General features: G+C 65.2%; 11 protein-coding genes. 8 read left to right on the plus strand and 3 right to left on the minus strand.

All coding sequences use genetic code 11. The features are described 5' to 3' along the window. Nucleotides 1-10: 10 nt before the first annotated feature. Nucleotides 11-1,045: a mannose-1-phosphate guanylyltransferase gene (locus B4F07_RS13435; RefSeq protein ID WP_293697353.1), complete on the minus strand. Its 1,035-nt coding sequence runs from the start codon at nucleotides 1,043-1,045 to the stop codon at nucleotides 11-13. A 135-nt stretch (nucleotides 1,046-1,180) separates the two neighbouring features. Here B4F07_RS13435 and B4F07_RS13440 point away from each other — a divergent pair, with 135 nt between their 5' ends. Genes B4F07_RS13440 through B4F07_RS13455 form a run of 4 tightly spaced genes read left to right on the plus strand, consistent with a single transcriptional unit; the run spans nucleotide 1,181 to nucleotide 7,925 of the window. Then, nucleotides 1,181-2,569 carry a TIGR03013 family XrtA/PEP-CTERM system glycosyltransferase gene (locus B4F07_RS13440; protein ID WP_293697351.1) on the plus strand — a complete coding sequence of 463 codons (1,389 nt, stop codon included), beginning with the start codon at nucleotides 1,181-1,183 and terminating at the stop codon, nucleotides 2,567-2,569. 2 nt (nucleotides 2,570-2,571) lie between these two features. After that, the gene (prsK, locus tag B4F07_RS13445) at nucleotides 2,572-4,707 is read left to right on the plus strand and encodes an XrtA/PEP-CTERM system histidine kinase PrsK (protein ID WP_293697349.1); all 2,136 of its coding nucleotides are present in this window, start codon (nucleotides 2,572-2,574) and stop codon (nucleotides 4,705-4,707) included. Then, nucleotides 4,704-6,080, plus strand: coding sequence for a PEP-CTERM-box response regulator transcription factor (prsR, locus tag B4F07_RS13450; RefSeq protein WP_293697347.1), 1,377 nt, complete (start codon nucleotides 4,704-4,706; stop codon nucleotides 6,078-6,080). Before prsK ends, prsR begins: the two co-directional genes overlap by 4 nt. Then, the gene (locus B4F07_RS13455; RefSeq protein ID WP_293697345.1) at nucleotides 6,081-7,925 is read left to right on the plus strand and encodes a tetratricopeptide repeat protein; all 1,845 of its coding nucleotides are present in this window, start codon (nucleotides 6,081-6,083) and stop codon (nucleotides 7,923-7,925) included. A 181-nt stretch (nucleotides 7,926-8,106) separates the two neighbouring features. Here the strand turns inward: B4F07_RS13455 and B4F07_RS13460 are convergent, their stop codons facing one another. Next, nucleotides 8,107-8,454, minus strand: coding sequence for a GntR family transcriptional regulator (locus B4F07_RS13460; RefSeq protein ID WP_293697343.1), 348 nt, complete (start codon nucleotides 8,452-8,454; stop codon nucleotides 8,107-8,109). A gap of 71 nt (nucleotides 8,455-8,525) precedes the next feature. Next, nucleotides 8,526-9,107: a nitroreductase family protein gene (locus tag B4F07_RS13465; protein ID WP_293697341.1), complete on the minus strand. Its 582-nt coding sequence runs from the start codon at nucleotides 9,105-9,107 to the stop codon at nucleotides 8,526-8,528. A 189-nt stretch (nucleotides 9,108-9,296) separates the two neighbouring features. Between B4F07_RS13465 and B4F07_RS13470 the strand changes: the two genes are divergently transcribed. From B4F07_RS13470 to B4F07_RS13485, 4 genes are all read left to right on the plus strand, one after another. Further along, nucleotides 9,297-10,883 carry a peptide MFS transporter gene (locus tag B4F07_RS13470; RefSeq protein WP_293697339.1) on the plus strand — a complete coding sequence of 529 codons (1,587 nt, stop codon included), beginning with the start codon at nucleotides 9,297-9,299 and terminating at the stop codon, nucleotides 10,881-10,883. 3 nt (nucleotides 10,884-10,886) lie between these two features. Continuing rightward, the gene (locus B4F07_RS13475) at nucleotides 10,887-12,296 is read left to right on the plus strand and encodes an amidohydrolase (RefSeq protein WP_293697337.1); all 1,410 of its coding nucleotides are present in this window, start codon (nucleotides 10,887-10,889) and stop codon (nucleotides 12,294-12,296) included. A gap of 113 nt (nucleotides 12,297-12,409) precedes the next feature. Further along, nucleotides 12,410-13,744, plus strand: coding sequence for an amidohydrolase family protein (locus tag B4F07_RS13480; protein ID WP_293697515.1), 1,335 nt, complete (start codon nucleotides 12,410-12,412; stop codon nucleotides 13,742-13,744). 198 nt (nucleotides 13,745-13,942) lie between these two features. Beyond that, on the plus strand, nucleotides 13,943-14,644 hold the full coding sequence (locus B4F07_RS13485; RefSeq protein ID WP_293697335.1) for an NnrU family protein: 702 nt from the start codon (nucleotides 13,943-13,945) through the stop codon (nucleotides 14,642-14,644). Nucleotide 14,645 lies beyond the last annotated feature (1 nt).

Below are 14,645 nucleotides of genomic sequence, written 5' to 3' on the forward strand. Positions count from 1 at the left end.
ATCGGGAGCGCTACTCGCGCGCCTTCGCAGCGACGCGGACGTCCTGCGAGCGGTTCAGCGGCATGACGAGAATGTCATCGCCGTCGACGATCACAGCTACATTGTCCATGCCGACCAGCGAGACGCGCTTGCCGCCGGTGCGGACAAGGCAGTTATGGCTATCGTGGAGAAAGGCGTCGCCTGTGACGGCGTTGCCCGCGGCATCCTGGGCCGCCAGCGTGTGGACCGCCTGCCAGCTGCCGAGGTCCGACCAGCCCATTGCGGCAGGGACGACGGCGACGCGGTCGTCCTTTTCCATCACTGCGTAATCGATCGAATCCGATGGCGCCTCGGCGAAATGAACGGCATCGGCATAAAGCGCGTCGCCGTCGATGATAGCGGCTGCGACGGCGCGGTCGGCGGCTTCGAAAATGGCGCGGCAATGGGTGAGCATGGCATCGCGCATCCGACCGGCGCGGAACAGGAAGATGCCGCCGTTCCAGCTGTAGCCGCCCGCGGCGAGCATCGCCTGTGCATCGGCGAGCGGCGGCTTTTCGATGAAACGATCGACCGCGAAACCATCCTGACCCAGCGCCGCGCCGCTGGCGATATAGCCGAACCCGGTTTCGGGCGCGTCGGGAGTGATGCCGAAGGTAACGATCCAGTCCTGCTGCGCCAGCCGTGCGCCTTTGGCGATCGCGGCGTGGAAGGCGGCGCCATCGGCGATGACATGGTCGCTGGGCATCACGAGCAGCAGCGTGTCGGCGTCGGCGCGCGCGACCGCGAGGGCGATCGCCGCGGCGGTATTCCGCGCCATCGGTTCGACGAGCAGCGATGCCTGAAGCGCGCCGATCTGCTCCCCCACGGTGGCGACATGCGCAGCGCCGCACAGGATGATCGGGGCGGCAAAACCGGCATCGGCAGGGGTGCGGGCCAGCGTCTGTTGAAACAGGCTTTGCGCACCGGTCAGCGGCAGGAACTGCTTGGCGCGGTCGCCGCGCGATTCAGGCCACAGGCGCGTTCCGGCGCCACCACACAGGATGACGGGTTGAATCAGATCGGTCATCGCGCGGGTCTATCGCCTTGGGTGCGGCAGGTCATCCCCCCTTGCACCGCGCGGTGCATCGTGAGTGTAAAATTAACCGACAGTTGACGCCTCGGTTGTAGTATCTGCTGACGCGAAAGGGTTGCCCGTTTTTCCATGTTCCGGCTGTTCAAACATTATGTGCCGCACGCCGTTGTCTGGCTGGCGCTCATCGAATTTCTGGCGCTGCTCGGTTCGGCTGAGGCGGCATGGCATCTCTATGCCAACCAGGCGGGGTTTGACGCCGGGCCGCTGGGTGAGCGCTGGCTCCCGCTGGCGACTTTTGCCGTGGCCAATTCGCTCGCGATGATGGCAACCGGCATGTACGGCAACGAGGGGCTGCGTTCGATGCGGTTCGCCACCGCACGGTTGCTCGCGGCGATTTCGCTGGGGGTGATTTTCCTGTCGGTGGTCGGGTTCCTGTTACCCACCGCGACCTTGTGGCGCGCGAACAGCCTGTATGCGATGGCGATGGCGATTTCGGCGCTGTTCCTGATCCGCCTTGTGTTGACGCAATCGGCGGGCGCGGAAGCGTTTCGGCGCCGGATTCTGGTGCTGGGCGCGGGCGCGCGTGCGGCGCGGCTGGCGGCGCTGGCGGATGAACCGGGCAGCGGGCTGGAGATCGTCGGCTTTGTCGCGATGAGCGGTGCCGAGAAAAAGATCGTCGGCGCGGTTCCACGCGAGGACATTCCCAATCTGTCCGATCATGTCGTGATGCTGCGCGCCGGTGAGGTTGTGTTGGCGCTGGAGGAGCGGCGCAATGCGCTGCCGCTGAACGACCTGCTGCGGGTCAAGACGACGGGGGTGCATGTCAATGACATCGCGAGCTTTATCGAGCGCGAGACGGGGCGCGTCGATTTGGCGACGACGAACCCCAGCGGGCTGATTTTTTCGGACGGCTTTTCGGCGGGGCAGCGGATTTCGAAGGTCGGCAAACGGTTGTTCGATATCGTCGCCAGTCTGATCGTACTGGTCATTGGCCTGCCGCTGATCCTCGTCGCCGGGATCGCCGTGGTGCTCGACAGCCGCGGGCCGGTCTTTTACCGCCAGCCGCGCGTCGGCCTGTTCGGCGAGCCTTATGACATCTACAAGATCCGGTCGATGCGCACCGACGCCGAGGCCGCGGGCAAGGCGGTGTGGGCGAGCGAAAATGATCCGCGCATTACGCGGGTCGGGCGGATCATCCGGCAGCTGCGTATCGACGAGCTGCCGCAGCTGTGGTGCGTGCTGAAGGGCGAGATGAGCTTTGTCGGCCCGCGCCCCGAGCGGCCGAGCTTTGTCGCCGAGCTGGAGCAGAAAATGCCCTATTATGCCGAGCGGCATATGGTGAAGCCGGGGCTGACCGGCTGGGCGCAGATCAATTACCCCTATGGCGCGTCGGTTGAGGATGCGCGGGTCAAGTTGGAATATGACCTCTATTATGCGAAAAATTATTCGCCCTTCCTCGACCTGTTGATCCTGTTGCAGACGGTGCGTGTCGTGCTGTGGCCTGACGGCGCGCGCTGACCATGCTGACCGGACTTTCCGAAACCTTTTCGGTGCTGGCGCTGGTCGGCTTTTCGGTCGTTGCGCTGTGGTTGCTGGCGCGGCCCAAAGCGCGGATGGCCGTCCTGATGCCTGCGCCGCGGCTGTTGACGCTGGCGGCTGCGGCCACGGCATTATGGTGCGCGGCGCTTGCGCAGTTCGGGCCGGGGTCTTCGCAAGCCTTTGTCGTGCAGACACTTCGCGATCTGGCAATGCTGGGGTGGCTGAGCGCTACCTTCTGGTCCCCCGCGGCGCCGATGTCGCGGCCGCTGCGCCTCATCCTGCGGATGCTGATCACCATCGCTGCGCTGGCACTGGTACTGGGCGCCGTAGCGCACTGGTATGCCGGGGCGGAAGCGGAGCCGTGGATGGCGCCGACGCTCATCCTTGCGGCGATGATCGTTGCGGTTGGCGGATTGCTGATCGTCGATAGCGGGGTGCGCCACGCGGGCGCCGGTCTGCGGATGCCGGTGATGGCGGTCGCGGGCGGATTTGCGATGCTGTGGGCGTATGAACTCAACGTCCAGCTGATCGGCGCGATGACCGGGAAACGGGCGGCGACACTGATCCAGCTGTTGCCCGCAGTCGCGCTGTTGACCCTGCCGACTTATGTCGTCTCCGCGATGGATATCGGGCGCGAGCGGATGCGCCTGTCGCGCACCGCGGCGACGCGGACGCTGATCCTGATCGGCGGCGCCGCCTATTTGATCGTCATCGGGCTGACCGGCGCGATCGCGCGCGTGATCGGCGGCGATTATGCCGAACTGGCGCAGGCCGCCTCGCTGGTCGTCGCGTTGGGCGCCGGGGGGCTTCTGATCGTGTCGGCGCGGGTGCGCGCGTGGTTGTCGGTGATGATCACAAAACATTTTTTCGAACATCGCTATGATTATCGCACCGAATGGACGCGTTTCACCGCGACGCTTGGGCAGGGGGTCAAGGGAGACGAGGGCGAAGAGGACCGCAACCTTTATCGCCGCGTCGCCAAGGCGCTGGCCGAACTGACCGGCAGCCCCGGTGCGCTGCTGATGCTGCCGACGGCGGGCGGGCGTTTTGCGGTTGCCGAGCAATGGCATTGGCCGGTCGATGTCGATGTCGGTGGCGATGACCGGACGCTGTCGCTGCGGTCGGCGTTCATGTTGCAGGAGACGCGGCACATCGTCGATCTGGATGCGCAGCGCCGCGGCACGGGGGGCGGCGGCCATGCGGCTGGTGAAGATTTGGCGATCCCCGACTGGCTGATCGCCGACACCCGCGCGTGGGTGGTCGTCCCGATCCTGCATTTCCAGCGGATGATAGCGGTCGTTGTGCTGCACCGTCCGCCAGTGTCGCCGGCGCTCGACTGGGAAGATCTGGATGTGCTGCGCATCGCGGGGCAACAGGCGGCAAGCTATCTGGCCGAATCCCAGAGCCAGGAAGCCCTGTCGGAGGCGCGGCGGTTCGACGAATTCAATCGCCGCTTTGCCTTCATCATGCACGACATCAAAAATCTGGCGAGCCAGATCGGGTTGCTGGCCCGCAATGCCGAACGTCATGCCGACAAGCCCGAGTTTCGCGCCGATATGGTCGAAACGTTGAAGATTTCGGCCGGGCGGTTGAGTGACCTGCTGGTGCGGCTGGCGCCGCGTGCCCGCGGTGCCGCGGCCGAGGCGGGGCGGGTACTGATCGAACCGATCCTGAACGACATCGCCGCCGAAGCGCGGTCGCGCCGAGCATTGTTCGTCGGCTGTCAGGCGGGACTGGCGGTGTGGGCCGATGCGGCGTCAGTGCGGCAGATCGTTCAGCATCTGGTCGCCAATGCGATCGACGCGTCGGCGGCCGACGCGGCGGTGCAAGTGGTGGCGGTCTCCGAACAGGGGCGCGCCCGCATCGACGTGATCGACCAGGGCAGCGGGATGACGCGCGCCTTCATTCGCGACGAGCTATTCAAACCCTTTGTATCGACCAAGGACGGTGGTTTTGGCCTGGGCGCATTCGAGGCGCTCAACATTGCGCAGGCGCTAGGCGGCGCGATCGACGTCGAGAGCGAACCCGGTCAGGGCAGTAGCTTTACCCTATGGTTGCCGCTGGCCGACGCCGGAATCGACGCCGAAACCCCGATGATGAAAGTAGCATCGCAATGAGCGAAAGCGGCGCCAAGATCCGCAAATTGCTGGTGGTCGAGGATGACCCGGGGCTGCAGACGCAGCTCAAATGGGCGTATGAGGATTATCAGGTCCTGATCGCGGGCGACCATGACGCCGCGATCGAATTGCTGCGCGCCGAGGAGCCCGAGGTGGTGACGCTCGACCTGGGGCTGCCACCCGATCCCGACGGCACACGCGAGGGATTTCGTACGTTGACGGCGATACTGGAGGCGAAGCCCGATACCAAGGTGGTCGTGGTGTCGGGCCATGGCGAACGCGCGAGCGCGCTGGCGGCGATCGCCAGCGGTGCCTGGGACTTTTACCAGAAGCCGATCGACATCGACGAACTGGGGCTGATCGTGCGCCGCGCCTTTCACGTTCGCGAGTTGGAGGTCGAAAATGCGCGGCTTGCGCAACAGGGCACCAGCGACAACCGCGTCCTTGGCGGGATGATCACCGGCGCGCCCGAAATGCAAAAGGTCGCGCGGACGATCGAGCGGGTCGCGAATCTGGATGTCAGTGTGATGCTGCTGGGCGCGAGCGGCACGGGCAAGGAATTGCTGGCGCGCGGGCTGCATGAAGCGAGCGGGCGGCGTGACGGGGCATTCGTCGCAATCAACTGTGCTGCAATCCCCGAAAATCTGCTCGAAAGCGAATTGTTCGGGCATGAAAAAGGTGCGTTTACCGGCGCGGTCAAAACGACCGAGGGCAAGATCGAGCTGGCGCATGGCGGCACGCTGTTCCTCGACGAAGTGGGCGACATTCCGCTGCCGCTGCAGGTCAAATTGCTGCGCTTTTTGCAGGAGCGGACGATCGAGCGGATCGGCGGGCGCAAGCCGATCGCGGTCGATACCCGCATCGTGTGCGCGACGCACCGCGATCTCGACTCGATGATTGCCGAGCAGAGCTTTCGCGACGACCTTTATTATCGGCTTGCCGAGATGGTGGTGAAAATTCCGTCGCTCGCCGATCGGCCCGGCGATGCGGTGTTGCTGGCGCGGCATTTCCTGCATCAATATGCGCCGACGATGAATCCCGCGGTGCGCGGCTTTGCGCCCGACGCGTTGCAGGCGATCGACGAAGGGCGCTGGCCCGGCAATGTCCGCGAGTTGGAAAACCGGATCAAGCGCGCGGTGATCATGGCCGACGGCAAGCTGGTGACGAAGGACGACCTTGATCTGGCGAACGGCACCGCGGATGACGACGAAGCATGGCTCAACCTGCGCAGCGCGCGTGAGGCCGCCGACCGCGTCGCAATCCGCCGCGCGATGACGCAGAGCGAGGGCAATATCTCGGCCGCCGCCAAGCTGCTCGGGATCAGCCGCCCGACGCTGTACGACCTGCTCAAGCAATATCGGATGCAGGCCTGAATGGGCTTTGGCCGTGTCTGGATCGGTGCGCTGCTGCTGGCGGTGCCGCTAGCGGGGTGTGGCGACGCTGGCTCCGATGCGCCGCGGGCAGCGTTCGAGGAACGCCGCGCCGAATTGCAGGAGGCGATTGCCGATAACCCACAGACGATAGCCGAGCGCGTCGAACTGGCGCGCGTCGCGATCCGTCTGGGCGACGGGGTGGGCGCCGAAGCCGCGGTGAACGGCGCGCTCGCGGCGGGCGGCAATGACGCGGCGCTGCGGCCGCTGCTGGCGCGCGCCTTTGCGATGCAGGGCGAGGGGCAGCGCGCACTGGAAACGATCGATGGCGGGCCGATTATTCCCGAAATGATCGGTGAGGCGGCATGGGTCGCGGGCGATGTTCATCTGTCGAACGGTGACCTCGACGCAGCGCGCGATGCCTATGACCGCGCGGTGCGCGAATTGCCGCGCAATTCCGCGTTGTGGGTCGATGTCGCGCGCTTCCGCGATGCCAATGCCGATACCGCGGGTGCGCGCGATGCAGTCGATTATGCGATCGAGCTCGACAAGGCGAACAGTGCGGCGCTGGCGTATAAGGCGAACCTGATCCGCACCGCGGAGGGATTGAAGGCGTCGCTCCCATGGTATGACCAGGCGCTGGCCGCCGATCCCGACAATGCCAAGGCGCTGATCGACCAAGCCGCGACGCTGGGTGACCTCGGGCGCTACCGCGATATGCTGGCCGCGCTGCGCCATGCAGCGACGATCGTGCCGGGCGATCCGCGGATCTATTATCTGCAAGCGGTGCTCGCGGCGCGCGCGGACAATTTTCGGCTGGCGCGCAGCCTGCTCCAGCGCACCCGCGGCGAGATCGACGATTTGCCCGGCTTCATGCTGCTGAGCGCGATCGTCGAGCTGGAGCTGGGCGGCGAGGCGGTGGCGGCGACCTGGGCCGACCGGCTGCTGGTCGAGCAGCCTTATAATTTTACCGCGCGGCGAATTTTGGCCGCGGCAGATTGGGCTGATGGCGACCCCGACGGCGCGATTGAGGCATTGCTGCCGATCGTTGACCGCGACGACGCCGACAGTTGGTCGTTGTTGCTGGCGGCGCGGGCGGCGAGCGAATTGGGGCAGAAAGGTAAGGCCGCCGATTATCAGGCGCGCGCAGCGTCGCTGTCGCGCGGCGAGGCGGCGCCGTTTGCGGTCAATTACGACTATGGTTTGCTGGGTCGGGCCGCCGATAGCGAGCCGCTGAATCCGGCGGTGGCGATCCCCGCGATTGCGGCGGATATTGCGAATGGCAATGGCGCGCAAGCGGTGGCGCGGGCGACCCGGCTGCGCGATGCGAACCGCGGCGTGGGCGACGCGCATATCCTGCTCGGTGATGCCGCGCTGGCGGCGGGGCGGTTCGACGTCGCGGTGCAGGCGTATCGCACCGCGCGTGATCTGGACGCGGGTGAACGCACAACGCTCCGGCTCGCCAATGCGCTGTTCCGCGCGGGCGATACCGCGGGGTCCAGCGCGGCGATCCTGGCGCTTCGCGACAGCCAGCCGTCGAGCATTGCGGCAGACCGGCTGGCCGGACATCTGGCGATGGACCTGGCGCATTGGGACGAGGCGATTGCGCATTTCGAGCGCGTGCGCGCGCGGATCGGCAATCGCGACGTCGTGGTGCTGCGCGAATTGGCGCGCGCGTGGGCGGCGAATGGTGACGAGGTGCGCGCGCTGGCGCTGATCGACCGGGCGTACCGGCTGCAACCGCTGAATGCGGAGATTATGCGGATTTACGCCGACCTGCTAGCAAAGCGCGGCGATGGGCAGGCAGCGGCGGATTTGCGCGAGAAAGCGGTGCAGGTGGGGCGTTAGGGGAAATGGCGGCTGACGGCGAACCGCGGAAGATAGTGCTGAAGCAAAACATATAATCCCGTTCGTGTCGAGCGAAGTCGAGACACGCGAAGGCTAACGCTTCCCAAGCGTGTCTCGACTTCGCTCGACACGAACGGAAGAAGAGGATGGATTCGAAACCACCCCCAAACGGAAAAACGGGTCAGGCCTCGGTCAAATCCAGCAAGGTGCGCGCGTCAAGGCCGATGCGGCGCATCTGGTCGGCGACGGGAGGCCAGACGTTGGTCAGAAAATCTTCGCGCATCAATGTGCGCAGCCGCTCGGTCGCGCCCGCGGCGACGAACATGCCGACACCGCGCTTGACCGTCACCAGCCCTTCGTCCTGAAAGGTCTGATACGCCTTGGCCACGGTCAGCGGGTTGGCGCCTTCCTCGGCCGCGAGCGAGCGCACCGACGGGAGCATGTCGCCGTCGCGAAAGCTGCCGTCGAGGATGGCGTTGGCGATGACGTCGCGCAGACGCTGATATACGGGTTTGGATTGATCGAGCATGCCGCCTTAATGCCATAAGACAGCAGCACAGTCAAATGCCGGTTATTACAAAGCCGCCGCTCAGCGCGTAACTAAATTTCCCAAGCGCGAACAACGTCGTCATATTCAGGGCGTGGTCGTTCTTCGAGGTCGCGGGCCGGAGAGCCGATGAAGAAATAACCGACGATCGTGTCGCCGTCGCCCGCGCCGAATGCAGCGGCGACCTGGGGGCTGTAAGCGGCCCAGCCGGTCAACCAGCTGCCGACGAAACCGTGCGCGTGCGCAGCATGGAGCAGGTTCATGCCCACCGCGCCCGCCGACATCTGCTGCTCCCACACCGGGATCTTGCTGCCCATGACAGGGGTCGACAGCAGCACGAGCAACGTCGGAGCCTGATGCGCGAACTGGTCGAGCGCCGACAGGTCCAGTCCTGCGGCGCCGGGATTTTCCTGGACCCAGGCTGTCTTGAGCAGCGCCGCGAGGGCGCCCCGCTGATCGGCAGCTACGGTGACGATGCGCCAAGGGGCCAGCTTGCCATGGTCGGGGGTGCGCAGCGCCAGTGCGATGATCTCGCGCAGCGTCGCATCATCGGGCCCGGGGGCAACCATATCGCGCGCCTTGCCCGAACGGCGGGTGGCGAGGTGGGCGCGGAGCGAAGAGGTGTCGTTGAACATCGGGCCCATGTGGCCTTTTCCGTGGCGCTGCGCAAGTGTTGCGAACCGTTCGCAATAGAAATTGGCCCGACTCAACCAGTTTCACGCGCAATTAGATTCTTCCATTACGCAATTTTCGCGTTAGGTTGCCGCATAACCGGGCCGCATCGACGGCACCCAAAGCCAACAATATCCAGGGAAAAGTCGCACATGACCAAAGCCTATGCCCAGCCGGGAGACGCCGCAGGAACCTTCCTCGGCCATCCCAAGGGGCTGTTCGTCCTGTTTTTCGCCGAGATGTGGGAGCGTTTTTCCTATTACGGGATGCGCGCGCTTCTGATCTTTTATCTGACCAAGCACTGGCTGTTTTCGGACGGGGAATCGGGCGTCATTTATGGGGCTTACACCGCGCTGGTTTATATTACCCCGGTGCTCGGCGGCTATCTGGCGGACAAATGGCTGGGGCAGCGAAAGGCGGTGCTGTACGGCGCGGTGTTGCTGACATTCGGTCACTTCATCATGGGTTTTGAGGGCAATGGCGGACAGGATCCAGCCAGTCTGAATATCTTCTGGCTGGCGCTGGCGTTCATCATCGTGGGGTCGGGCTTCCTGAAAGCCAATATCTCGGTGATCGTCGGCCAGCTGTACCCGCGCACCGATGTGCGCCGCGACGGCGCCTACACGATCTTCTATATGGGGATTAACCTTGGCGCCTTCCTCGGCGCGCTGCTCTGCGGCTATCTCGGCGAAACCTATGGCTGGGCCTACGGCTTCGGCGCCGCCGGTGTCGGCATGTTGCTGGGCCTGATCGTCTTCATTCTGGGCAAGCCGCTGCTGCTCGGTCGCGGTGAATCGCCCGATCCGGTCAAGCTGGCGTCGCCGGTGATGGGGATCAAGCTGGAATGGCTGATCTATCTCGTCGGTCTCGTCGCCGTCGGCCTGTGCTGGTGGATGGTACAGAACCAGAGCGTCGTCGGCACCTTGCTGGGTGTCGCAGGCGCGGCGCTGGTCGCCTATGTGATCTTCACCGCGGTGGTGAAGCTGCCGCGCGAAGATCGCGACCGCATCCTTGCCGCGATGTTCCTGATCCTTGGCTCCATCCTGTTCTGGGCCTTGTTCGAACAGGCGGGATCGTCGCTCAATCTGTTTACCGACCGTTATGTCGATCGCGCCGGGGTGCCGGCGTCGGTGTTCCAGTCGCTCAATGCCGGTTACATCGTGCTGCTGGCGCCGCTGTTTGCCGGGCTGTGGACGTGGCTCGGCCGCCGCAACATGGAGCCTTCGGCGCCTGCGAAATTCGGTCTGGCGATGCTCCAGCTTGGCCTAGGCTTCCTCGTGCTGAAATGGGGCGCCGAAGCGGTGGGCATCGGCAGCGCGACGCCGGTGCTGTTCATATTCCTGATCTACCTCCTCCACACGACCGGCGAGCTTTGCCTGTCGCCGGTGGGTCTCAGCGCGATGAACCGGCTGGCCCCGGCGCATATGGCGTCGCTGATCATGGGAACGTGGTTCTTTGCGTCGGCCACCGGCAACTTCGCTGCGGGCCTGATCGCATCGGCAACCGGGTCGGAAAAGGCGAGCGGCGAGGGTGCCGGCAAGGCGCTGGTGCTCGACGTTTATCAAACCATCGGTTTGTGGGCGATCGGCTTTGGCGTGCTGGTCATTCTCGTGTCACCGCTGATCAAGAAGCTTATGCACCTCGACACGCTGAGCGACGGTGACGAGCTGGCAGGACGGGGCGAGATCGGCGAGCCGCAGGCCGCCGGTATCCATCCTGCCGCCAAGCCGGGAGTATAATCGATGATCCATGGTGTGAAAGGCAGCCTGCTGGCGGCGGTGTCGTTGGCGCTGGTCGGCTGCGCGGCGAGCGGCGGCGAGGCGAAGTCGGCGAGCGACCGGCCCGCTGCCGCCGAAAAGCCGGTCAAGTTCAACAAGGATCCTTATCCGTCGACCTATCGCCCCTATGGCGGTCGGCCAACGGCTGTGCGGGGCGTGACGATCTTTGACGGCGAAGGCGGGCGGATCGACAATGGCGTCGTGCTGTTTTCGGGCGGCAAGGTCGAGGCGGTCGGCGGCGCCGACACCGCGATCCCCGCCGACTATGATGTGATCGACGGGACGGGGAAGTTCGTGACCCCTGGGGTGATCGACATCCACAGCCACCTCGGCGACTATCCCTCGCCCAGCGTCGAGGCGCATTCGGACGGCAATGAAGCGACGTCGCCGACGACGCCCGAAGTCTGGTCCGAACATAGCGTGTGGCCGCAGGATCCGGGGTTCAGCCGCGCGCTCGCCAATGGCGGCGTGACGTCGCTGCTGGTGCTGCCGGGCAGTGCAAACCTGATGGGCGGGCGTTCGGTGACGCTGAAGAATGTGCCCTCGCGCACGGTGCAGGGGATGAAGTTTCCCGGCGCGCCCTATGGCCTGAAAATGGCGTGCGGCGAAAATCCAAAGCGTGTCTATGGCGGCAAGGGGCGTGCACCGTCGACCCGTATGGGCAATTTCGCGGTTAATCGCGCGACATGGCAGAAAGCCGCCGCCTACAAGAAAAAGATGGATGACGGCAAAGCCGTCGACCGCGATCTGGCGATGGAAACGCTGGCCGGGGTGCTGGCGGGCGAAATCCTGATCCATAACCATTGTTACCGCGCCGACGAAATGGCGCTGGTGATCGATATGTCGAAGGAATTTGGTTACAAGGTATCGACCTTCCATCATGCGGTCGAAAGCTACAAGATCGCCGATCTGCTGGCCAAAGAGGGCATTTGTTCGGCGATGTGGGCCGACTGGTGGGGCTTCAAGATGGAAGCCTATGACAGCGTGAACGAGAATGTTCCGCTGGTTCACAATGCCGGTGCCTGCGCGATCGTCCATTCGGACGATGCGAACCAGATCCAGCGGCTGAACCAGGAGGCGGCGAAAGCGCGCGCCGCGGGGCGCCGGATGGGGATTGAGGTCAGCGATGAGGTGGCGTGGACCTGGCTGTCGCACAACCCGGCCAAGGCGCTGGGGATCGGCGACAAGACGGGCAGCCTGAAACCGGGCAAGATGGCTGACGTCGTGCTGTGGAACGGCAATCCGTTCAGCGCCTATACGCGGCCCGAAAAGGTGTGGGTCGATGGGGCGTTGATGTTCGATGCGATGGATCCGAAGCGCCGTCCGGTGAGCGATTTCGAGCTGGGCCAGCCCGGCGAGGGAGATGTGAAATGAGCACGTTCGCAAGCTTCATTTCCTTGGTCTCTCGCGCCCCTGCGAAGGCAGGGGCCCATCTCCGGTCATTGCGGCATTCGGTAGACGGTGGTGAGAAGGCGACAGCTCGGGTGATGGGCCCCTGCCTTCGCAGCAGCACCGCGCTGGCCGGGTTGGGGAGCGCACTGGTGGCAGCCTTGGCGCTTGCTGCACCGGCTGCGGCCCAAGACATCGCGATCACCAACGCAAAGCTTGTCATCGGTGACGGCAGCGCGCCGATCGAGGGCGGCACCGTCGTCGTGCGCGGCGGCAAGGTTGTTGCCGCGGGCGCTGGCGTCGCTGTGCCCGCCGGGGTCGAGCGCGTCGATGCCGGGGGCCGCTGGGTCACACCGGGGATCGTCGCGGCGTTCAGCCGTGTCGGGCTGGTCGAGGTCGATGCGGTGGGCGGCACCAACGATCGCAATGCGCCGCGGACGCGTTTTTCGGCGGGGCTCGATATTGCGCCAGCGCTGAACCCGATGGGATCGCCGGTCGCGGTGAACCGCGCGTCGGGGATCACGCGTGCGATCGTCGCGCCGGGGGGCAGCAGCAATTTGTTCGCCGGGCAGGGCGCGGTCGTCGACCTGGCCGATGATATGGACATGGTGACCAAGCCGCGCGCGCTGCAATTCGTGGCGTTTGGCGAGGCGGGATCGGCGAAGGCGGGGGGCAGCCGCGCCGCGACCTTCCTGTTGTTCCGCGAACAATTGCTCGCGGCGCGCAGCTATGCGCGCAATCCCGCGACGCTCGCCGAATGGGGCAATGACGCGATGATCCAGCGCGCCGATGCCGATGCGCTGGTGCAGGTGATCAATGGGGTCACCCCGCTGTTTGTGCGGGTCGACCGGGCATCCGACATCCTGAACGTCATCAAGCTGAAGGGCGATTTTCCGGCGCTGAAGCTGGTGCTGGTCGGGGTCGCCGAAGGCTGGTTGGTCGCGCGCGAACTGGCGGCGGCGAAGGTGCCAGTGCTGGTATCGCCGCTGACCGACCTGCCGTCGAGTTTCGAGCAGCTTGGCGCAACGCAGTCGAATGCCGGACGGCTGAAAGCCGCGGGGGTCGATGTGTCGGTCGGGGTGTTCGACGACGATGATGCACACAAGATGGGCTATGCGACGCAATATGCGGGCAATTTGGTCGGGTTGGCGCGATTGCCCGGCGCCAGCGGGATGTCCTGGGATCAGGCGTTCGCGTCGATCAGCAGCGCCCCGGCGCGGGCGGTCGGCATGGAGGCCAGCATCGGGTCTCTGCGCCCGGGCCGCGTCGGCGACGTTGTGATGTGGGACAATGACCCGCTCGAACTCGGCAGTCGCCCGACCGCGATCTGGATCGACGGCAAGGCGCAATCGCTGACGACGCGGCAGGACCGCCTGCGCGATCGCTATGCGACGCCGAGCGAGGGTGCATTGCCGAAGGCTTATGATCGTTAGGTTGGACGCCAATCTGTTTGTTCGTCATCCCGGCGAAGGGTGTACGGAGGCGCGTGACTCCGAACACGATCTCACCGTCGCTCGATAACGCAGCGGCGAGATCCCGGCCCCTTCGACTGCCTTGCAGGCGCTCAGGACAGGCTTCGCCGGGATGACGCAACATGGTATGGGCGTCCCTTGGTAAAGGGAGCCCTGTCCATGCAACCGATGTCGCTTTTGATCACGACCTGCGTCCTTTTCGTCGGGTCGCATCTGGCGCTGTCGCATCCGCTTCGCGCCGGACTGGCCGGTCGGCTGGGTGAGCGGGGTTTCCAGATCGTTTATTCGATCGTCGCGATCGCCACGCTGATCATGGTCGTTCAGGCGTGGCGCGGGATGCCGCCCGAACCGCCATTATGGGCGGTCGGTGACGCGCTTTGGATCGTCGCGTCGGTGATCACGCTGCTGGCCAGCGTGCTGTTCATGGGATCGCTGATCGGCAATCCGGCGCTGGCAGCGCCCGGTGCCGCCGCCGCCGCGCAAGGCGCGCCGCGCGGGGTGTTCGCGATCACGCGGCATCCGATGATGTGGAGCTTTGCCCTGTGGGCGGTCGCGCACGTCATGGTCGTGCCAACGCCCGCGCAGATCATCCTGTCGGGAACGATCGTCTTTCTGGCGCTGGTCGGTTCGGCGGGACAGGATGTCAAGAAGGCGCGGCTGATGGGCGACAGCTGGCGGCACTGGGCGGCGCGGACCAGCTTTGTCCCTTTTGCGCGGCAGATTGGCGGCGCCACGCCGTGGGGCGACACGGTCCCGCGCCCGCACGCATTGTTCGGTGGTATCGTCCTGTGGCTGGCGGCGACATGGGGGCATGGCGCACTGGGCTATATGGTCGCGGGCATCTGGCGCTGGGTCGGGTAGC

Origin of the sequence: Sphingopyxis sp. UBA6723 (assembly GCF_002454115.1) — a bacterium.
In the GTDB taxonomy this organism is placed as follows: Bacteria; Pseudomonadota; Alphaproteobacteria; order Sphingomonadales; family Sphingomonadaceae; genus Sphingopyxis.